General features: G+C 74.0%; 23 protein-coding genes. 12 read left to right on the top strand and 11 right to left on the bottom strand.

Annotated elements, in window-relative coordinates:
* Nucleotides 1-48: 48 nt before the first annotated feature.
* The gene (locus tag SLAV_RS03120) at nucleotides 49-540 is read left to right on the top strand and encodes a hypothetical protein (protein ID WP_030229249.1); all 492 of its coding nucleotides are present in this window, start codon (nucleotides 49-51) and stop codon (nucleotides 538-540) included.
* A gap of 34 nt (nucleotides 541-574) precedes the next feature.
* Here SLAV_RS03120 and SLAV_RS03115 read toward each other — a convergent pair whose 3' ends face one another.
* A complete protein-coding gene (locus SLAV_RS03115) occupies nucleotides 575-787 on the bottom strand; it encodes a hypothetical protein (RefSeq protein ID WP_030229251.1) in 213 nt (70 codons plus the stop codon).
* A gap of 322 nt (nucleotides 788-1109) precedes the next feature.
* On the opposite strand from SLAV_RS03115, the gene SLAV_RS03110 reads away from it, so the two are divergent.
* On the top strand, nucleotides 1110-1382 hold the full coding sequence (locus tag SLAV_RS03110) for a hypothetical protein (RefSeq protein WP_030229262.1): 273 nt from the start codon (nucleotides 1110-1112) through the stop codon (nucleotides 1380-1382).
* Nucleotides 1383-1506: 124 nt separating this feature from the next.
* Here the strand turns inward: SLAV_RS03110 and SLAV_RS03105 are convergent, their stop codons facing one another.
* From SLAV_RS03105 to SLAV_RS03085, 5 genes are all read right to left on the bottom strand, one after another.
* Nucleotides 1507-1842, bottom strand: coding sequence for a hypothetical protein (locus tag SLAV_RS03105; RefSeq protein WP_030229264.1), 336 nt, complete (start codon nucleotides 1840-1842; stop codon nucleotides 1507-1509).
* Nucleotides 1843-1956: 114 nt separating this feature from the next.
* Entirely contained in the window at nucleotides 1957-3570 is a 1614-nt protein-coding gene (locus tag SLAV_RS03100; protein ID WP_030229266.1) for an alpha/beta fold hydrolase, read from the bottom strand.
* 12 nt (nucleotides 3571-3582) lie between these two features.
* Nucleotides 3583-5175 (bottom strand): alpha/beta fold hydrolase, encoded by a 1593-nt coding sequence (locus SLAV_RS03095; RefSeq protein WP_063760281.1) that lies wholly within the window; start codon nucleotides 5173-5175, stop codon nucleotides 3583-3585.
* A gap of 156 nt (nucleotides 5176-5331) precedes the next feature.
* Nucleotides 5332-6546 carry a serine hydrolase domain-containing protein gene (locus SLAV_RS03090; RefSeq protein WP_100660769.1) on the bottom strand — a complete coding sequence of 405 codons (1215 nt, stop codon included), beginning with the start codon at nucleotides 6544-6546 and terminating at the stop codon, nucleotides 5332-5334.
* Nucleotides 6547-6601: 55 nt separating this feature from the next.
* A complete protein-coding gene (locus tag SLAV_RS03085; protein WP_037687065.1) occupies nucleotides 6602-7126 on the bottom strand; it encodes a YbaK/EbsC family protein in 525 nt (174 codons plus the stop codon).
* A 59-nt stretch (nucleotides 7127-7185) separates the two neighbouring features.
* On the opposite strand from SLAV_RS03085, the gene SLAV_RS03080 reads away from it, so the two are divergent.
* From SLAV_RS03080 to SLAV_RS03065, 4 genes are all read left to right on the top strand, one after another.
* The gene (locus tag SLAV_RS03080) at nucleotides 7186-7575 is read left to right on the top strand and encodes a cupin domain-containing protein (RefSeq protein ID WP_234333542.1); all 390 of its coding nucleotides are present in this window, start codon (nucleotides 7186-7188) and stop codon (nucleotides 7573-7575) included.
* Between the two features lie 76 nt (nucleotides 7576-7651).
* Nucleotides 7652-8059, top strand: coding sequence for a MerR family transcriptional regulator (locus SLAV_RS03075; protein WP_051840744.1), 408 nt, complete (start codon nucleotides 7652-7654; stop codon nucleotides 8057-8059).
* Between the two features lie 183 nt (nucleotides 8060-8242).
* Nucleotides 8243-8650, top strand: a complete 408-nt coding sequence (locus SLAV_RS03070; protein WP_030229277.1) for a YciI family protein — start codon at nucleotides 8243-8245, stop codon at nucleotides 8648-8650.
* An 8-nt stretch (nucleotides 8651-8658) separates the two neighbouring features.
* Nucleotides 8659-9804, top strand: a complete 1146-nt coding sequence (locus SLAV_RS03065) for an RNA polymerase sigma factor (RefSeq protein ID WP_030229279.1) — start codon at nucleotides 8659-8661, stop codon at nucleotides 9802-9804.
* Between the two features lie 161 nt (nucleotides 9805-9965).
* On the opposite strand, the gene SLAV_RS03060 is transcribed toward SLAV_RS03065, so the two are convergent.
* Nucleotides 9966-10583 carry a TetR/AcrR family transcriptional regulator gene (locus SLAV_RS03060; RefSeq protein ID WP_030229281.1) on the bottom strand — a complete coding sequence of 206 codons (618 nt, stop codon included), beginning with the start codon at nucleotides 10581-10583 and terminating at the stop codon, nucleotides 9966-9968.
* A 134-nt stretch (nucleotides 10584-10717) separates the two neighbouring features.
* Here SLAV_RS03060 and SLAV_RS03055 point away from each other — a divergent pair, with 134 nt between their 5' ends.
* On the top strand, nucleotides 10718-12178 hold the full coding sequence (locus SLAV_RS03055) for an MFS transporter (protein WP_030229283.1): 1461 nt from the start codon (nucleotides 10718-10720) through the stop codon (nucleotides 12176-12178).
* Between the two features lie 63 nt (nucleotides 12179-12241).
* Here SLAV_RS03055 and SLAV_RS03050 read toward each other — a convergent pair whose 3' ends face one another.
* Nucleotides 12242-13306: an alkene reductase gene (locus SLAV_RS03050; RefSeq protein ID WP_030229286.1), complete on the bottom strand. Its 1065-nt coding sequence runs from the start codon at nucleotides 13304-13306 to the stop codon at nucleotides 12242-12244.
* A gap of 150 nt (nucleotides 13307-13456) precedes the next feature.
* Between SLAV_RS03050 and SLAV_RS03045 the strand changes: the two genes are divergently transcribed.
* Nucleotides 13457-13999, top strand: coding sequence for a MarR family winged helix-turn-helix transcriptional regulator (locus tag SLAV_RS03045; protein WP_051840746.1), 543 nt, complete (start codon nucleotides 13457-13459; stop codon nucleotides 13997-13999).
* Here the strand turns inward: SLAV_RS03045 and SLAV_RS03040 are convergent.
* On the bottom strand, nucleotides 13996-14490 hold the full coding sequence (locus SLAV_RS03040; RefSeq protein WP_030229290.1) for a nuclear transport factor 2 family protein: 495 nt from the start codon (nucleotides 14488-14490) through the stop codon (nucleotides 13996-13998). The genes SLAV_RS03045 and SLAV_RS03040 overlap by 4 nt on opposite strands.
* Nucleotides 14491-14617: 127 nt before the next feature.
* On the opposite strand from SLAV_RS03040, the gene SLAV_RS41745 reads away from it, so the two are divergent.
* A complete protein-coding gene (locus SLAV_RS41745; protein ID WP_199922148.1) occupies nucleotides 14618-14800 on the top strand; it encodes a hypothetical protein in 183 nt (60 codons plus the stop codon).
* Between the two features lie 73 nt (nucleotides 14801-14873).
* Nucleotides 14874-15089, top strand: coding sequence for a hypothetical protein (locus SLAV_RS03030; protein ID WP_030229295.1), 216 nt, complete (start codon nucleotides 14874-14876; stop codon nucleotides 15087-15089).
* 24 nt (nucleotides 15090-15113) lie between these two features.
* On the opposite strand, the gene SLAV_RS03025 is transcribed toward SLAV_RS03030, so the two are convergent.
* Both SLAV_RS03025 and SLAV_RS03020 read right to left on the bottom strand, forming a co-directional pair.
* Nucleotides 15114-15389, bottom strand: a complete 276-nt coding sequence (locus SLAV_RS03025; protein ID WP_158740626.1) for a hypothetical protein — start codon at nucleotides 15387-15389, stop codon at nucleotides 15114-15116.
* A gap of 105 nt (nucleotides 15390-15494) precedes the next feature.
* Nucleotides 15495-16067 (bottom strand): TetR/AcrR family transcriptional regulator, encoded by a 573-nt coding sequence (locus SLAV_RS03020; protein ID WP_030229298.1) that lies wholly within the window; start codon nucleotides 16065-16067, stop codon nucleotides 15495-15497.
* A gap of 127 nt (nucleotides 16068-16194) precedes the next feature.
* Between SLAV_RS03020 and SLAV_RS03015 the strand changes: the two genes are divergently transcribed.
* Both SLAV_RS03015 and SLAV_RS03010 read left to right on the top strand, forming a co-directional pair.
* Entirely contained in the window at nucleotides 16195-16635 is a 441-nt protein-coding gene (locus SLAV_RS03015) for a nuclear transport factor 2 family protein (protein WP_030229301.1), read from the top strand.
* Nucleotides 16636-16774: 139 nt separating this feature from the next.
* Nucleotides 16775-17830, top strand: a complete 1056-nt coding sequence (locus tag SLAV_RS03010) for an MBL fold metallo-hydrolase (RefSeq protein ID WP_030229303.1) — start codon at nucleotides 16775-16777, stop codon at nucleotides 17828-17830.
* Nucleotides 17831-17851 lie beyond the last annotated feature (21 nt).

Genomic DNA, 17851 nt, shown 5'->3' with positions numbered 1-17851 from the left:
GGCGTGTACCGTCCGCCCGGGCGGACATCGCTGCCACGCTCGTCACCCATGGATGTCAGCACCTTCTACGCCCTCTTCTCCGCCACCTGCTTCACCCTGGTCGGCCTGTGGTGGAACGTGGTGCAGAGCCACCCGGAATGGATGCGCGAACCACCCCTGCGCAGGATCGTGGGCGGGATCTACCTCTCCTTCCTGCTGCCCGCCCTGATGGGACTCTTCGCCCAGGTCGGAGGCACGGAGCAGCCGCAGATCTGGCGGGTCGCCTTCATCGCCCTCGCCGTGGTCGGCTGCCTGTGCACCCTGAGGCTGCTCACCCGCGCCGGTGCCCGGGGCGACCACTTCGTCACCTGGCAGCAGGCCGGCGCAGCCCTGCTCTACCTGCTGATCGCCGTCGTCGGCGCCTTCCCCGAACTCGCCGGCCACATCGGCCTGCGCCCCATCCAGGCCGAAGCCCTCATGCTGATCGCGCTGATCGTCCTGGGCCACGCCCTCGTCTGGCGCTTCATGGCCGGGGAAGGACGCCCGGCGCAAGAGCAGTGACTCCCGGCCCGCCGGGCCCGGCCCCGACGGCGGGTCAGCCCTCGCGCGCCATGACGCGCCGGGCCGCCTCGGCCTCGGCCGCGGGCGGGGACAGCTCGTCGAGGGTGTCGAGCTCGTCGTCCGACTCCAGCTCCTGCTCCCACGCGCCCGCGAGCCGTTCCTGCTCCTCGCGCGGTCTGCCGGCGACGGCCTCCCGGTGCTGCGGGTCCAAAGCCGCGAGGAACCGTCCGACCGCGTCCTTCGCCATGGCGTACTCCTTCTCGATGGGGGAGGTGCGGCGCCCACCGCGGTGCCGCGCCCGGCCCAGGATGGCGAACCCGGCCGGTCCCGGCCGCCCGACACGGCACGCCACCACCCGAATGCCGTGCCCGGTGCGCGTGGGCCACCGGGTGCGGGCGGCATGAGGCTGCTCTAGCGTCGGAAGAGGAGGGAAGCCCCGCCGAGCCGGTCCGGTACGGGGTCCGGGCCCGGCGGCCGTGCGCCGGCCGCGTGCTCGGCGCCATTCCCCGGCGGATCCGGCACACCCAGGCGCCGGGCCACGCGACGACCCCGGAGAGCAGGTACGTCCCATGCGCACGTACACCCGTATCGCGAGCGTCCTCACCGGCCTGACCCTCGCACTCGGCGGCGCTGCCTTCATCGCCCCCGCCGCCCACGCGGACGTCACGGCCTGCATCAACCAGGTCGAGCGGGAGCTCCACGGCGGCGAGGCCCCGGACTCCGTCCGGATGGCGTGTTACGTCGGGCTGACCGGCGACCACGCGCACTGCGTCAGCGGCCTCACGGCCGGCGGCGTGACCAACGGCACGGCCGTGAGCGCATGCAAGGTGGCCCCCGACTAGACCCCCGCTCCACGGCCTCCGGCCTCCGGCCACGACCCGGGGCGCCATGCCCCCGCTCTGCCAGAACGGCGCCATGGGCGAGCGGCACACGGACCACGGCTACCTCGCACCCGGCCGGTCGCGCTCACGCCCCGCCCGGCCGGACCCGGGCCAGTACCCGGTCGGCCAACTCCCCCGGAGCCAGGGAGCCGTCCAGGAGCACGGTGTCGCCGGGCAGGGTGCCGGCCGCGGCCGCGCACGCCTCGATCCTGCCCTTGGCCCAGTGCCGGACCCGCTGCTCCCGCTCGGGATCGTCGGGGAAGAAGGTCCAGCCGTCGATCCGCTGCTCCAACGTCTCCCGCGGGACCGCGAAGCCGACCATCTCCGGGTCGTAGACCAGGGCCTCGGGCCAGCGCCCGCTCAACTCCGCGACCAGCGTGGTCTTTCCGCTGCCGAACGCACCGTTCGCCCAGACGATCAACGTGATCCCTCCCGCCCCGGCCGCTGCGCGGATCGGACCCGGCAGTCCGGATCAGCATGCCGCGCGGCCGGGGACGGGCCAAATCCGCCTCCCGGCAACGGTGTTCACGGGAGGTCAGGTGCGCGGTCCCGTGTCGAACGCGGGCGGCCGGACGCCGCTGACGCACCCGGTCTTCGGCGCCGTCGGGGCGTCCAGGAACGAGAGCGTGATCTCCTGCGCGCACGGGGACGACGCGTACGTCACGTGGGCGACGTACGGGATGGTGACGACCGTGGCGCGGCTCAGGGTGCGGGCGGCCACCTCCCCGCTGCGGGCCCCGGTCTGTGAGTCGAACCCGCCCGACAGCACGAGGGTGGGGACGTCGCTGCGCGTGACGTCGCGGACCGAGCGCGGTGCGGCGGGAACCTTCCAGGCGTCGCAGTCGGCGTGGAGGAACGTGAGCTGGGGAGCCTGGGCCTGGACCGAGCGGGGGAAGGTCGGGAACGCCGCCCGTCCGGCCCGCAGGGTGTCGGCCTCGGTCTCGAAGGGCACCCACTCCCGGCAGAACACCCCGAACGCCAGCCCGTGCGCGATCCGCCCGATCGCCTGGGGACTGAATTTGGCGCCCGCCCACTGCTCGGCGATCCGCCGCGGGTTGCCGTGGGCCAGCTCGTCGAGGGAAAGGGGCACGCCGGCCGCGACGTGGGTGGCGGAGGTCATCCAGTTGACCAGCGCCCCGCCGTCGAGCACGACCTTCACCGGCTGGGCACGGCCCGGCACCTTGACGGTGGTGGTGACCGGCTCGGCTTCGAGTTGGCGGACCAGGTGGTCGAAGGTGGCCGGGAGGTCCGGGTAGCGGCGGGCGCAGGCGGGCTGCTGCGCGCAGGCCCGGAACAGGCCGTCGAAGCCCTGGCGGGCGCTGCTCCAGGTCAGGGCGGAGCCGGCGGTGGACGGCGGCAGGACGCCGTCGATGCCGACGGACCGGATCCCCTCGGGGTGGTCACGCAGGTAGATGAGGGCCAGGTCGGTGCCGTAGGAGATGCCGAACACGTTCCACTGCGGCAGGCCCAGCGCGAGGCGCAGGTCCGCGTAGTCGGTGGCGCTCTCGGTGCTGTCGTAGGCGCCGAGTTCGGCGCCGCGGGCGACCGACTGCTCGCGGCAGGTGCGCGTGGCGTCGACGTGCAGGCGCTCGGTGGACGGGGCGTCGTAGACCAGGCCGACCGAGCGTGCGGCGAACTCGTCGATGTTGGCGCAGGTCAGCACCGGGTCGGCCGAGTACGTGCCGCGCTGCGACATCAGGATGAGGTCCCGGTCGCGGTTGATCCCGCCGTCGACCGCCAGCTGGGCCTCGCCGACGGCATCGTCGCCGGGGCCACCGGCCAGCCACACCACCGGGTCGGGCTTCGGCCGCTGCGAGACCGCGGGTACGACGGCAACTCCGAGGCTGATCTTCCGGCCGCCGGGTTCGGCACGGTTCTCGGGCACGGTCAGGGTGCCGCAGCGGGCGCCCTTCAGGGCGGCGATCGGCTCCGGCGTCTTCGGACAGGGGCCCGGCTCGTAGTGGGCGTCGCCGACCGTGCGCGGGGTCGTGCCGATCGCCGTACCGGAGCCCGGACCCGGGCCGGCTCCGGTGCCGTGGGCGGGAGCCGCCACCAGGCCGGTGACGAGGATGCCGGTCGCCAGCCCGGCCGGTACGGCACGCAGACGCCGTCCCGTGCGACGGCGGCGGGGCGCTTCGGTGGGTCCCATCAGGCCTCCCGGTCACTTCGGGGCGATCGTGAACGGCTTCGGTGCGAGGCCGGCCACGCACCCGGTGTCGGGTGCGGTGGGGCGGGCGAAGAACGAGGCCAGCACGGTCTGCGCGCAGGGCGACTGGGGAACGACGAAGTGCCCGACCCCGGGGATCCGCACGGCGGTCGAGCGCGACAGGTCACGTGCGGTGCGCGCGCCCCAACTCGCCCCTGTCTTCGTGTCGAACGTCCCCGAGAGGACGAGCGCCGGCACCGCGCTGACCGTGGCCACCCGCTGGGCGGCGGTCCGGTCGGGAACGTTCCAGACGCGGCACACCTCCCGCTGGAAGGGGAGTTGCGGCGCCTGCGCCAGTACGGTGTCCGGCATGCCGGGGAAGGCCTCGCGCCCCGCGTCCAGCACCTGGGACTGCGTGTACCCCGGCGCCCATTCGCCGCACGCCACCGACTCCGTCAGGCCGTGTGCGGTCCGGCCGACGGCGGGGTACGCGTCGGCCGCGCGGGCCCGCGCGAAGCGTTGCGGATTCCCGCGGGCGAGTTCGTCGAGGGCCGCCGGGAGGTCGGCCGGCCGCACGCCGTTGCCGACGATCAGGTTCACCAGCGCCCCGCCGTCGAGGACGACCTTCACGGGCTTCCCGCCGCTCGGCGGAGCGGCGTGGAGCGTCAGGGGGTGCGCCTCCAGCTTGCGGACCTGCTCCGTGAGCGTACGGGCCACGTCCGGGTATCGGCCCTGGCAGCGGGGCTCCGCGCGGCAGGCGCCGAGGACGGCGTCGACGCCCTCCCGGGCGCTGCTCCACGTCCACGGCAGGTTCACGGCCTGCGGAGGCGTGACGGAGTCGAGCGCCACCGAGCGGATTCCCCGCGGGTGTTCGCGCAGGTAGGTGAGGGCGAGGTCGCTGCCGTAGGAGTAGGAGTAGACGTTCCACTGGCGGACGCCGAGCGCCGTGCGCAGGTCGGCGAAGTCGGCCGCGTTCTCGCCGGTGTTGTAGGCGCCGAGGTCGGTGCCGTCGGCGGCGAGGCGGTCACGGCACTGCTTCGCCGCGCCCACCAGGAGCCGCCGCGCCGACGGGTCGTCGTAGCGCAGGCCCACGGCCCGGGCGGAGGCCCGGTCGATCTCCGGGCAGGCGAGGTTCGGCTGCGAGTGGAGGTTCCCGCGCTGGGCCATGACGATCAGGTCGCGGTCACGGTTGACCCCGGCGTCGACGAGGAGGGAGATGTCGTCGAACGCGTCCCCTCCCGGACCGCCTGCCATGTACACGATCGGGTCCTGGGCGGGCTTCGGGGAGGCGGCGGGAATGACCGCGACGGCGAGCCGGATGGTGCGCGCGGAGGGTCGCGAACGGTTCTCGGGGACCTCCAGGAAACCGCACTTCGCGCCGTCCAGTGCGGCGACGGCTTCGGGCGTCGCAGGGCAGGGACCGGGCACGAACCGCGCGGCGGGGGCCGCGGCCCGGGACGTGGCGCCGGCCGGTGTCGCGCCGCCTGCGCCCGCCAGGAGGACCAGGGCGGCCACGGCCACCGTGTTCACCGCGGTGGACACGGTGGAGTGCGGGTCCTTGAGGCGCTTGGGAGGGGTGCCCCTCGGGCTGATCCTGTGATGGGCCATGTGATCGCGTCCTCCGCCGACATCCACGGCTGCCCGACCGGCAGGGCCGCGGATCGGGTGGATCGCACATATCGGACGATACCGGCTGCCTCGAACGGGCGCACACGGGCCGGCGGAACGCCTGGTGGGGTCGGCGCCGGGGCTCGTGCGGGCGTCTCACGGCATGCTGAGGGCCTGCCCGGGGGCCAGCACCGCGGAGATGCGCTCGGCGATGGTCTGGGCCGAGTTCCCCTCGGGGCTCCCGGGACCCTTCGTCACGGACACGGAGATCGCCAGTCCGCGCGCCGGCAGATAGGCCTGGATGGCCGCGTAGCCCGAGAACGACGGGTTCGTCAGGATCCAGCCGTCGACAACGATCACGCCCAGGCCGAAGTGCCGGGCCGCGGTGTTGGTCAGCAGGCAGACACCGGGCGGGCAGGAAGGCGTGGCGTGGCCCAGGCCGACGGTCCCCGGATCGAGCTGCGTCCGGAAGGACCCGGCGGACAGCAGCTCCCCGGTCCCGACGGCGCGCGCGGACCGGTCGAGGTCGCAGATGTCCTGTGTCAGCACCGCGCCGCGGGCCGTGGTCCAGGACGGGTTCCAGAAGGTGGATTCCTCGTAGGTGCCGCGCTCGGAGGTGAAGGCGTGCAGGACGGGTTCCGGGATCTGCGGTGTGTACTGGTTGGAGGTCTGGTCCAGCCCGAGCGGCCGCATCACGCGCTGGGCGAGCAGGCGGTCCAGCGGGAGCCCGCCGATCTTCTCCAGGGCGGCGCCGAGGATCGCGAAATTGGCGTGCGAGTAGTTCCAGTTGGTCCCCGGCCGGTACAGGAGGGGCTGCTTCGTCGCGATCCCGATGACCTCGGCCGGCGTCCACTGGCGGAACGGCCGGGCCTTGATCTCGGCGAGGAAGGCGGGGTCGGTCACGTAGTCGTGCAGTCCGGAGGTCGAGCTGCCGAGCATCCGCAGGGTGATCTCCGAGCCGTGCGGTACGTCGGGCAGCCAGCGGGACACCGGGTCGTCGAGCGAGGCCCTGCCCTCCTCGACGAGCTGGAGCAGGACGATGCCCATGTAGACGATGGCGACGGACCCCGTACGGAAGTGCATCGACGGTTCGGCCGGTACGCCCGTCATCGACTGCCCGAGCGCGGTGGTGAGCACCTCCCGGCCGCCGGAGGAGACCCGCAGCACCACGGAGTTCAGCCCCAGCTCCCGCTGGGCCTGCCGGGCCGTCGCGAGCACCTTCAGCGCGTCGCCCCGGGCCGGGCCCGGCGATGCGGTGCAGGCCGCCGGTGGTGCGGGCGCGACGGATGACGGGCCTGTGGCGGCCCCGGCCGGCAAGACCGTGCCCAGCAGGCCGGCGACGCACAGCAGCATCGTACGGGTCCGCCTCATCCCCTCAGTATGGGCGGCCCCTTGGGGCGGCGCGCGCGGTGCGCGGCGGCCGCGGTCAGGCCGGTTCGGCGCCCGTCCCCGGGCCGACCGGCAGCAGGCGGCCGCCGGTGAGCCGCAGCAACTCGTCGGCGGTGGTGGGGAACACCGTGTGCGGGGTCCCCGCAGCCGCCCAGATCCGGGCGTGGCCGGTGAGCGCTTCGTCGACGACGGTGGGCAGGGCCCGCGGGTGTCCGACGGGGGCGACGCCTCCGATGGCCTGCCCCGTGGCCTCGCGGACCTGCTCGGCGGTGGCGCGGCGGAGTTCCGGGCGCCCCCAGCGGGCGGCGAGGGCGGTGGTGTCGACCCGGTGCCGCCCGCTGGTGAGGACGAGGACGGGCTCGTCCCCCGAGAGGAACACCAGGCTGTTGGCGATGGCCCCGATGTCGCACCCCAGCGCCTCGGCGGCTTCGGCGGCCGTGCGGGCGGACCGGTCGAGTTGGCGCACCCGGCCCGGGACGCCGGCTTCGGCGAGGGCGCGGGCCACCTGCGCGGACCGGGCGGGCAGGGAGGGCAGGGCGGGGGTGGGGTGCTCGGGCTGCACGGGGGGCTCCTCCGACGGGATGTTCCGCATAGAGAACGTTCTGTATGTGGAACGATAGGGTGCGGCGATACGCCCTCACGACCGCCCTGGAGCTCCCGCTCAGCACGGCGCTGCACACGACGGGACTGCCCGCGGAGCTGTCGGGCGCGGCGGTGCACGCGGTCCTCACCGAGCGCTTCGAGGACGCCGCGGCGGTCACGGAGACCTACCGGATCCGCATCCGCGCCGGAGCGGTCCAGGAGTCCGCCGGCCACACGGCCGGGGCGACGGAGCGCATCGTCGTCCTGGGGGGAACGGCCTGGGTGGGCGAGCGCGCGGGGCCGCCCCGGCGGGTCGGGCCGGGCGGACACGCCCACTGGGCGGCCGACGTACCACACCTGTACCGCGCGGCGGAGGAGGACGTGGACGCCCTCCTCGTGGTCCGCTACCCCCGCCCGGCCGTCTCGTAGCGACTCGTGGCGGCATGGTAGAAGTTGACGTCAAGGGCAGGTTCGAGTCGCGCCGTTCGGGGTTTCGGGGTGGGGAATGCGGATCGGTGAACTGGCACGGCGCAGCGGGGTGAGCGAGCGTTCCCTGCGCTACTACGAGACGCAGGAACTGCTGCGCGCGGAGCGCACTCCCGGCGGCCACCGGGACTACGGCGAGTGGGCGGTCGACCGCGTCGTCCGCATCCAGACCCTCTACGCCGCGGGCCTGAACAGCAGGAAGATCGCCCAGCTGCTGCCCTGCATGCGGGACACGGACGGCCGCCCGAGCGAGGTCGCCACCCCGCAGCTCGTCGACGAGCTTACCGCGGAGCGCGACCGGATCAACCGCCTCATCGCCGACCTGGTCCGCTCCCGCGACGTCCTGGACGAAGTGATCGACACGGCCTCGCACGGCGCGGACGCCCCAGCGGGCCGCGCTGTGGCGGCACCGACGGGCAGCGCCTGAAGGAGACCGGTCCCGGCCGTCGGGAGGGCGCCGAGGCGCAGGTGCGCACCGCGCTCCGGGGACCGTCCGGCAGGGCCCGGAAAAAAATTCCGCCCGCGATGTCGAGAACCCGTGCCCCGCTCCGTCCCCGCAGTGAACGCGACCACAATGGGTCGCACCCGCACCGCACGGAGGAGAGCCATCATGGCCAAGTACCTGCTGCTCAAGCACTACCGCGGCGCCCCGGCCCCGGTCAACGACGTACCGATGGACCAGTGGACCCCGGAGGAGATCTCGGACCACATGCGGTACATGAACGACTTCGCGGCCCGGCTCGAAGGGACCGGCGAGTTCGTCGACGGCCAGGCGCTCGCCCCCGAGGGCACCTTCGTCCGCTACGACGGCGAAGGCCGCCCGCCCGTCACCGACGGCCCCTTCGCCGAGACCAAGGACCTCATCGCGGGCTGGATGATCATCGACGTCGACAGCTACGAACGGGCCGTCGAGCTGGCCGGGGAACTCTCGGCCGCTCCCGGGGCGGGCGGCAAGCCCATCCACGAGTGGCTCGAACTGCGCCCCTTCCTGGTCTGCCCGCCCACCATCACGGAGTGACCCCTGCCATGGACGAGGCCCGGCTCCGGAGCCTCACGCCCGGCGTGCTCGCCGTCCTCGTCCGCCGCGGAGCCGACTTCGCGGCGGCCGAGGACGCCGTACAGGACGCCCTGGTCGAGGCGGTGCGCGTCTGGCCGGCGGACCCGCCGCGCGACCCGAAGGGCTGGCTGGTCACCGTCGCCTGGCGCCGCTTCCTCGACGCCGCCAGGGCCGACACCACGCGCCGGCGGCGCGAGGAGCGCGTGGACCGGGAGCCGCCGCCCGGGCCCGCACCCGGGGCGGACGACACCCTGTGGCTCTACTTCCTGTGCGCCCACCCCGCGCTGACCCCGTCATCGGCGGTCGCCCTCACGCTGCGCGCCGTCGGCGGGCTCACCACCCGCCAGATCGCCGGGGCCTACCTGGTGCCCGAGGCGACCATGGCGCAGCGGATCAGCCGGGCCAAGCGCACCGTCTCGGGCGTGCGGCTGGACCGGCCCGGCGACGTCTCCACCGTGCTGCGCGTGCTCTACCTGGTCTTCAACGAGGGCTACTCCGGCGACCTCGACCTCGCCGCCGAGGCCATCCGCCTCACCCGGCAGCTCGCGGACGCGGTCGACCACCCAGAGGTCGCGGGTCTGCTCGCCCTCATGCTGCTCCACCACGCCCGCCGGGCCGCGCGGACCGCGCCCGACGGCAGCCTGGTCCCGCTCGCCGAGCAGGACCGGCGCCGGTGGGACACGCGGGCGATCGCCGAGGGCGTGCGGATCCTGCAGACGGCCCTCGCCCGCGACCGGCTGGGCGAGTACCAGGCCCAGGCCGCGATCGCGGCGCTCCACGCGGACGCGCCGACCGCCGCGGAAACCGACTGGGTCCAAATCGTCGAGTGGTACGACGAGCTCGCCCGGCTGACCGACAGCCCGGTCGTCCGGCTCAACCGCGCGGTGGCCGTCGGCGAGGCCGACGGCCCGCGCGCCGGTCTGACGGCCCTGGCCGCCCTGGACGAGTCCCTGCCCCGGCACACCGCCGTGGCGGCCTACCTCCACGAACGCGACGGCGACCCGGCAACGGCGGCGCGCCTGTACGCCGAGGCGGCCCGCAAGGCGTCCAACCTGGCCGAACGCGACCACCTCACCCGCCAGGCGGCCCGGCTCAACGCGCAGAAGGACCGCTGAGGCCCTGACGGCGCGGGGGTGTGGGCACCTGCGCGGAGGGGGAGGGGCAGGTGCCCACGGGTGACGGCCGGAGGCCGCTCGCCGAATCGGCCGTCGATTCCAGCGTAGGCCCCTCGGCCGGACGGGCCGAGTCGGACCGAGTCGGGCCGACTCCGGCGGGCTCAGGCCTGCTGCCTGCGCAGCAGCGGGGGCGCGGGGTTCGGCAGGGGACTGGCCGCGGCGGGGGACAGACCGTCCAGGACCAGGGCCACGTAGCGGCGCCAGCCGCCCTCGGCCGGATCCATGGTCCACAGCACGCTCACGAGCATGCCCATGACCCGCTGCACGTCGTCGGGCACGAGGTCCGCGCGGATCACCCCGTCCCGCTGGCCCCGGACCACCAGCGGGTCGAGCGCGTCGAAGAAGCGCGCGCTCGTCTCCGCCGTGAAGACCCCGGCGTTCCGCGCGGCGGTGAGCACGTGGTGCTCGTCGGCCGCCGAGGTCAGGGCGGCTTCGATCACGGTGGTGAGCCCGCGGCGGGCGTCCTCGTCGACGAGGGCGCGGTCGATGACGGGCAGGACGTCCTGGGTGAACTGCTGGTCGAGCACGGCCCGCAGCAGGGCCGCCTTGTCGGGGAACCGGCGGAACAGGGTCGCGATACCCACGCCGGCCCGCCGGGCGATCTCGTCGAGCGGCGCTTCGGGCCCCTGCTCGGCGTACACGTCGCGGGCCGCCCGGACGATCTTCTCGACGTTGCGCGCGGCGTCGGCGCGTAGGGGCCGGGGGGTATCGGGGGGCACGGCCCAAGCCTAACAACCGGGGACCGGTCGTCAGTTCGAGTTGACACCCCGCGAGCCGTGAAGTGATAGTTGACTACTGAATAGAGTCTGCTCGACCTCCCCGTACCCAGAACCGCGCCCCTAGGGATCCCGTCATGCCCCAGCCGCCCACGGCTCCGCACACCGGCAGAGTGATCGCCACGCTCGCACTGGCGGGCGTCACGGCGGCCGTCATGCAGACCCTGGTCACACCGCTCCTGGCCGACCTGCCGACGCTCCTCCACACCTCCTCCTCCAACTCCGCGTGGGTCGTCACCGCCACCCTCCTCGTCGCCGGTGTGTGCGTGCCCATCAGCGGGCGCCTCGGGGACATGGTCGGCAAGCGCCGCATGCTGCTGGCGTGCGCGGTGCCGCTGATCATCGGGTCGGTGGTCTGCGCGCTGTCCGACGGCGTCGTCGCGATGATCGTCGGGCGCGGTCTGCAGGGCATCGGGATGGGCATGATCCCCCTGGGCATAGCCCTGCTCCGCGACGTCGTGCCCGCCGAGAAGCTCAGCTCCTCCATCGCCCTGGTCAGCGCCTCCATGGGCATCGGCGGGGGCATCGGACTCCCGCTCTCCGCGGCGGTCGCGCAGTACGCCGACTGGCGCTTCCTGTTCTGGGGCGCGGCGGCGCTCGCCGCGGCCGTCGCCGGCATGATCCTGGCCTTCGTCCCCGACGTCCCGGCCGGTGCCAAGGGGCAGCGCTTCGACTTCGTCGGCGCGCTGGGCCTGGCCGTGGGTCTGGTGTGCCTGCTGCTGGCGGTGTCCAAGGGGGCCGACTGGGGGTGGGGTTCGGCCACCACCGTCGCCCTGTTCGCGGGTGCCGCCGTGGTCCTGGCGGCCTGGGGGTGGTTCGAGTGGCGCACCACCGACCCGCTGGTGGACCTGCGCACCACCGTCCGCCCGCGCGTCCTGCTGACGAACCTCGCCTCGGTCTTCATCGGCTTCGGCATGTACGCGAGCATGCTGGTCGTCCCGCAGCTGCTCCAGTACCCCGAGGCCACCGGCTACGGCCTGGGCCAGTCGATGCTGGCCGCGGGCCTGTGGATGCTGCCCGGCGGCCTGATGATGATGGTCGTGTCCCCCCTCGGGGGCCGTCTCACCAACGCCCGCGGCCCCAAGGTCACGCTCGTCTGCGGAGCCGTCGTACTCGCCGCCGGATACGGCGTGGCCCTCCTGCTGGCGGGCACGGCGCCGGGCCTGATGGTCGCCGCCATGGTGATCAACAGCGGGGTCGCCCTCGCCTACGGGGCCATGCCGGCCCTGATCATGGGCGCGGTGCCCCTCGCGGAGACCGGCGCCGCCAACGGCTTCAACACGCTGATGCGCTCGCTCGGCACCTCGACCGGAGCCGCCGTCGTCGGCGTGGTCCTGGCCCGGATGACCACCACCGCCGGGGGGTTCACCTTCACCTCCGAGAGCGGCTTCCGCACCGGGCTGCTGCTGGGCGGCGCCCTCGCGCTGGTCTCCGCGGCCGTCGCCGCCCTCATCCCCGCCCCCCGGGCGGAGCGGCCCGTCCCGACCGGTACGCAGGGTCCGGCGACGGAGACCGCCGGAGCGGCCGCGAGCGCGTGACGGCTTCCGGGGCCCGCTCGCGGCGGGCCCCGGAACCCCTACCGGACGGAGGGCGGTTCCCGGTCAGAGGGCCGGGTAGTCCGTGTAGCCGCGGGCGTCGCCCCCGAAGAACGTGGAGGGGTCCGGCGCGTTGTACGGGCCCTCGGTACGCAGGCGCTCGGGCAGGTCGGGGTTGGCCAGGAAGAGCGCGCCGAAGGCGATCAGGTCGGCGGTGCCGTCCTCGATCAGGGTGAGGGCGCGGTGGTCGGTGGGCCCCTCGGTCGCCGGGTTCAGTACGAGCGGCCCGGAGAACTGCTTGCGCAGCGCGAGGGTGGTCTCCCGGGCCGCGGGGCCGTTCTCCAGGACGTGGAGGTAGGCGAGGCCGAGCCCGTCGAGCTCCTTGACCAGCGCCTCGTACGCGGGCTGGGGGTCGGGCTCGGAGATGTCGTTGTACGTGTTCCCGGGCGACACGCGCAGGGCGGTGCGTTCGGCGCCGATCGCGGCGGCCACGGCCCGGACCACCTCCACGGCGAAGCGGATGCGGTTCTCCACCGGGCCGCCCCACTCGTCGGTGCGCAGGTTCGAGCCGGGGGCCAGGAACTGGTGGATCAGGTAACCGTTGGCCCCGTGCAGCTCCACCCCGTCGAAGCCGGCCTCCACCGCGTTGCGGGCCGCCCGGGCGTAGTCGGCGACGGTTTCCCGCACCTCGGCCCCGGTCAGCTCGTGCGGGGTCACGAAGTCCTTCATGCCGTCGCCCGTGAACAGCTGCCCCTGGGCGGCCACCGCGGACGGGGCCACGGGTACGAGACCGTCGGGCAGCAGCGACGGGTGGCCGATCCGGCCGGAGTGCATCAGCTGGGCGAAGATCCGGCCGCCGACCGCGTGCACGGAGTCGGTGACCTGGCGCCAGGCCGCCACCTGCTCGGCGCTGTGCAGCCCGGGGGTGAAGGGGTAGCCCTGACCCACGGCGGAGGGCTGGATCCCCTCGCTGATGAGCAGGCCCGCCGAGGCGCGCTGGGTGTAGTACTCGCTGACGAGGGCCGTCGCGACACCGCCTTCGCCCGCGCGGCTGCGGGTCATGGGAGCCAGGGCGATCCGGTTGGCAAGGGTGGCGCCGGGGAGGTGCACGGGTTCGAACGCGCTGGTCATCTTCGCCTCACAAAAGATAGTTGGTCGGCCAATGATTGGCTGTGGATGCAGCGTACCCCATTGCTTGGCCGACCAATCAAATAGGGGTCGCCGGTAGGATTCACCTGACGACGGCCGGAAACGACACACCCCTCCAGGAGGAGCGCCCCGATGACTGCGGAACCCGTTCAGGAGTCGCGCGCCGCGTCAGGGTGCGCGGCGGCGCCCAGTGCCGTGCTGGACGGGCCGGTGAGCCATGCGATCAGCCGGGTCTCCCGCCTGCACCGGATCGCGGCGGGCCGGGTCCTGCGCGAACTCGGGCTCCATCCCGGGCAGGAGTTCCTGATGATGCACCTCTGGGACAGCGGTGCGGTGCGCCAGTCCGAGCTGATCAAGGCGGTGGGTCTCGACCCCTCCACGGTGACCAAGATGCTCCAGCGCCTGGAGCACGCCGGCCACGTGCGCCGCCGCCCCGACCCGTCGGACCGGCGGGCCTCCCTGGTGGAGGCGACGGACGCCAGCCGCGGTCTGCTGGTCGAGGTGCGCAGGGCCTGGGGCGAGCTGGAGCGCCAGACCCTGGAGGGCCTGGAAGCTGCCGAGTGCGCGGAGCTGGCCCGCCTCCTGGGCAAGGTCGAGACCGCGCTGTGGACGGAGCTCGCCCGGGGAGGCGGGGCCGATTGCGGGGCCGCGTCCGGGGAGCCGGATCCCTGCTAGGGGCGGTCCGGCCGATCGTGCGGGGCGGGGGTGAAGTCGTCCGGCAGCAGCGGGGGAGGGCCCTGGGTCCACACCACCCGCAGTGCCGAATCGGAGATCCGCCAGCCGTCGGCCGTCCTGACCAGGTGGGCCTGCGTGTGGCCGGCGGAGATGAAGACATCGCCCGAGCCGTCCGCCAGGACGTGGGTGCTCAGTTGGGCGCCACGGGCGGTGGCCCGGGCGCCGTCGATCTCGATGCCGGTGTTGGTGCCCAGGTGCACGGTCCGGTCGAACAGCGCCATTGCGCGCCGGACGTGGGCCGTGAGGGCGTCGCGGCCGTGGACGGTGCCGATGGGCATCTCCGCGGTGACGTCTTCGGTGTGGAACGCGCGCGCCCACTCCTCGTCGAAGATCCCGTCGTCCAGTGAGCGCAGGTAACGGTCCATCAGGTCGGTGATCTCGGCGCGGTCGGTCAGGGCCTGCAGCTGCCGCTGCATCTCTTCGGTGTCCATGACGGAAGACTCCTTCCTCAAGCGTGCTTGAGGTCAAGGCCCGTCGTCCGGGTCCGTCCGAGCGTGTGCGGCCGAAGGTATAGGTCGGCAATCGACATATGTCGGCTGCCGAGCTGTCGTGATCATTGTGAATGATCAACCTCTGCGAGAGCCGACCCTGCTCATCCTCACCGCCATCGCCGACGCCCCGCGGGTCCTGGCGGGCCTGGACGCGATGTTCTGGGCCAGGCTGACGGTCTCGTCCCTGCGCGCGGCCTCCGGGAACGGCGGGGCGGGCCCGTGCTCCTGGTGGGCGCGTCGGGCGTCGTGACGCTCCTGGGCGCCGTGGCGGCCCTGACCGGCCGCGGCCGTCCCCGCTCGGCGCGCTGTTCGCCGTCGTATCGGTGGCGGGCGGGCTGCTGCCGGCCGGTCGCCCGGCGTTCGCCCCGCTGCGCACGGCCTCCGCGGTGCTCGTCGCGGGCCTCCCCCTGGTCGCGCTCGTCACCCTCACGGGGGTGCTGGGGGCGCCGGGCATGCTGCTCGGGTTCGGGCTGTTGGTGGCCGCGGCCGTGGTGATGGGGGTCCGTCGCCGCCGGGGCGGATCGCTGCCGTCGGTGTGAGGCCGGGGTCGCCGCCGGCCGGGGCTACCAGAAGAGGTTGTCCCTTCGGCCGAGTTCGCGGTCCAGCAGGTCCTGGAGCGCGGCCCGGGTCCGCGCGCACAGCCCGCCGGCCGCGTCGGCGCGCTGCGCGAGGGTCTCGGGCCCGACCGGCGCGGGGATCGGCTCGCCGATGGTGACCGTCCACTTCGCGGGGAAGGGGAAGAACGGGGCCAACGGGAAGCGGGGCAGGTCCAGGAGCCTCGCCAGGAAGGGGATCTCGCCGAACCCGGGGACGGCCTCCTCGGCCCCCACGACGGCCACGGGTACCACGGGCGCACCGGCCCGCAGGGCGGTGAGGGCGAATCCGGGGCCGTCCGTCGGTCACCTCCGTCCGTCGCCGGGGCCCGACCCGGGCCGCATGGCGCCTCAGTGCGGCCGCATGCCGTCGAAGACCACCTCGAAGATCCGCTCCCGGGGCGCCGGATCCGCTCCCAGCTGCTCCAGGGCCCTGCCGGTGCCGGCCAGGAGGGCGACGAACTCCGGCAGCCCCAGCTCCGGCCGGACCGCCCCGGCCCGCTGCGCCCCGGCCAGCAGGTCGCCCAGCCTGCCCTGGATCTCCATGGTCGGCCCCTGCAGGGAGGCGTGGACGTCCACCCCGGCCGCGGCGAGGGCCCCGGCGAGCTCGTTCTTCCCCTCGGACTGCTCCACCAGCAGGCGGAAGCAGGCGAAGAAGGCTTCGGCAGGATCCGCCCCCGCGGCCAACTGTGCGGTCCGGGCGGCCATTTCCTCCAGCCTGCGCACCATCACCGCCTCCAGCAGCGCCTCTTTGGTCGGGAAGTGCCGGAAGAGCGTGCCCACCCCGACCCCCGCGATGCGGGCGATCTCCTCGGTCGGCACGCCGACGCCACGGGTGGTGAACACCTCCGTGGCCACGTCCAGCAGCCTGGCCCGGTTGCGGGCCGCGTCCGCCCGCAACGGGCGCTCCTGCGCGCCACCCATCCCTGTCCCACCCTTCGCCGTCGACGGCGTGATCCCGAGAACCCTGGACAACCGGAGTGTCCAGTCCGTATCGTGAAAACGGAGTTGCCAGTCCGATTCTAGCCGTGGATCCCACCGGAGGTTCGTCATGCCCGAAGCCCTGTCACCGCGCGAGGTCTTCCAGAAGCTGATCGAGGGCATCGGGGCGGGACGGTACACGGAGCTCGCCGAGCTCTATGCCGAGGACGCCGTGGTGGAGACCGTCTTCGCGCCGGTCGGTCCGCGCCGGTTCGTGGGGCGGGCCGTGCTCGGGGAGCGGTTCGCCCAGGTCGCCGCGAGCTCGCCGCTGGAACTGACCCCGGCGAACGTGGTCGTGCGGGAGACCGACGACGCGGAGGTGGTCGTCGCCGAGTTCGACTACCACGTGCTCCACCGCGACACCGGGCGGACCTTCGAGGCCGCCAACATCCAGGTGCTGCGGGTCCGTGACGGCCTGATCGTCAGCAGCCGCGACTACCACGACCACCTCGCCCTCGCCGTGGCCGGCGGCAACCTGCCCGCGCTGGTGGCGGCCCTGGAAGACGAGTAACGCGCCCCCGCCGGACGTCCGGGGGGCCGCCGCACCCGGTGCGGCGTACGCTCGTGACCGGGCCCGTCGTCGTCCGCCCGCCGACGGCCGCGCGGCGAACCGGGTCCGGACCCAACGGGACGGGACCGCGGGAGGACGTGTGACCACACTCGGTGACCTGATCGAGATCGATGCCTCGACCGTGCTGGTCCTGGGCCAGGAACTCGACGTCGAGCACGGGCAGCCGGACGTCGGCAACGCCCTCGTCCACCGGACCGGCGACACCCTGGTGCTCGTCGACACCGGTGTGACGGATGCCTTCCGCGCGGCACTGCGCGGGGCCGCCGACCGCGTCGGACCCTGGTCGAGGGCGCTGGTGCTGACCACGCACGGCCATCCGGACCACATCGGCAACAACGATCTGGCCGACGAGCTGGGCGTACCGGTCGAGCACTTCGTGCCCGCCCGGGACCTCGACCAGATGCGGGACCCGGTGGGGTACTGGGTGCGGGCCTTCGAGCGCATCCCCGGGCCGGCGCAGGGCCCGCCGCCCGCGCGGGCCGCCGAGGGGCTGATCTCGATCTTCCGGCCGTTGCGGCCCTTCGGCGCGACGACCCGGACCTACGAGGAACTGCCGCTGGAACGGATCCGCATCGGCTCGCTCCGGTTCACCGGCTGGACCTTCGCCGACGGCGCGGTGCGCGTGCTGCGCAGCCAGGGTCACTGCGCCGGACACGTGGTCGTGCACCTGAGGGACTGCGGTGTCCTGCACCTGTCCGACGAGGGCAACGGAGCCTGCGGTGCGATGGCCGACGCCGACCAGCTCAAGATCCAGACCGTGCTCGGCCAGGCCGCCCGCCTCTTCGAGGAGGGGCAGGCCGCACTCCTCACCGACGGGCACACCTTCACCGTGCGCCGGGGCGCCGAGGCGGTGTCCTTCCTGGACGGGCTCCTGGAGCAGGCCACCGCGCTCCAGGAGGCCGCCCTCGGGCTGACCGGGGAGAGCGGGCGGGCCCGGCCCGGGGCGTTCACCGCCGGGTACGCGCGCAGCGCCACCGAACTCGGCGTCGGCGGCGCCAACCCGAACGCCATGTTCACCGCCATGATGGCCGTCAACCAGCTCCGGGAGCTGGGGCTGCGGCCGGAGTCCGGCGGCGCCGACGACGCACCCTGGTCCCGGCCCCCGCTGCGCAACCCGGCCCCGCCGGACGGCTGACCCGCCCCCGTACCCGGCCGT

Source organism: Streptomyces lavendulae subsp. lavendulae, from assembly GCF_002803845.1.
Taxonomy (GTDB): domain Bacteria; phylum Actinomycetota; class Actinomycetes; order Streptomycetales; family Streptomycetaceae; genus Streptomyces; species Streptomyces lavendulae.
The sequence above is the reverse complement of the archived record's forward strand: the minus strand, read 5'-3'. Positions and strand labels throughout refer to the sequence as shown.

Excerpts from the sequence above, each read along its gene's own strand:
- SLAV_RS03120 (WP_030229249.1), top strand. The coding sequence starts at position 49 with ATGGATGTCAGCACCTTCTACGCCCTCTTCTCCGCCACCTGCTTCACC.
- SLAV_RS03115 (WP_030229251.1), bottom strand. The coding sequence starts at position 787 with ATGGCGAAGGACGCGGTCGGACGGTTCCTCGCGGCTTTGGACCCGCAG.
- SLAV_RS03110 (WP_030229262.1), top strand. The coding sequence starts at position 1,110 with ATGCGCACGTACACCCGTATCGCGAGCGTCCTCACCGGCCTGACCCTC.
- SLAV_RS03100 (WP_030229266.1), bottom strand. The coding sequence starts at position 3,570 with ATGGGACCCACCGAAGCGCCCCGCCGCCGTCGCACGGGACGGCGTCTG.
- SLAV_RS03095 (WP_063760281.1), bottom strand. The coding sequence starts at position 5,175 with ATGGCCCATCACAGGATCAGCCCGAGGGGCACCCCTCCCAAGCGCCTC.
- SLAV_RS03090 (WP_100660769.1), bottom strand. The coding sequence starts at position 6,546 with ATGAGGCGGACCCGTACGATGCTGCTGTGCGTCGCCGGCCTGCTGGGC.
- SLAV_RS03075 (WP_051840744.1), top strand. The coding sequence starts at position 7,652 with ATGCGGATCGGTGAACTGGCACGGCGCAGCGGGGTGAGCGAGCGTTCC.
- SLAV_RS03070 (WP_030229277.1), top strand. The coding sequence starts at position 8,243 with ATGGCCAAGTACCTGCTGCTCAAGCACTACCGCGGCGCCCCGGCCCCG.
- SLAV_RS03065 (WP_030229279.1), top strand. The coding sequence starts at position 8,659 with ATGGACGAGGCCCGGCTCCGGAGCCTCACGCCCGGCGTGCTCGCCGTC.
- SLAV_RS03055 (WP_030229283.1), top strand. The coding sequence starts at position 10,718 with ATGCCCCAGCCGCCCACGGCTCCGCACACCGGCAGAGTGATCGCCACG.
- SLAV_RS03050 (WP_030229286.1), bottom strand. The coding sequence starts at position 13,306 with ATGACCAGCGCGTTCGAACCCGTGCACCTCCCCGGCGCCACCCTTGCC.
- SLAV_RS03045 (WP_051840746.1), top strand. The coding sequence starts at position 13,457 with ATGACTGCGGAACCCGTTCAGGAGTCGCGCGCCGCGTCAGGGTGCGCG.
- SLAV_RS03040 (WP_030229290.1), bottom strand. The coding sequence starts at position 14,490 with ATGGACACCGAAGAGATGCAGCGGCAGCTGCAGGCCCTGACCGACCGC.
- SLAV_RS03020 (WP_030229298.1), bottom strand. The coding sequence starts at position 16,067 with ATGGGTGGCGCGCAGGAGCGCCCGTTGCGGGCGGACGCGGCCCGCAAC.
- SLAV_RS03015 (WP_030229301.1), top strand. The coding sequence starts at position 16,195 with ATGCCCGAAGCCCTGTCACCGCGCGAGGTCTTCCAGAAGCTGATCGAG.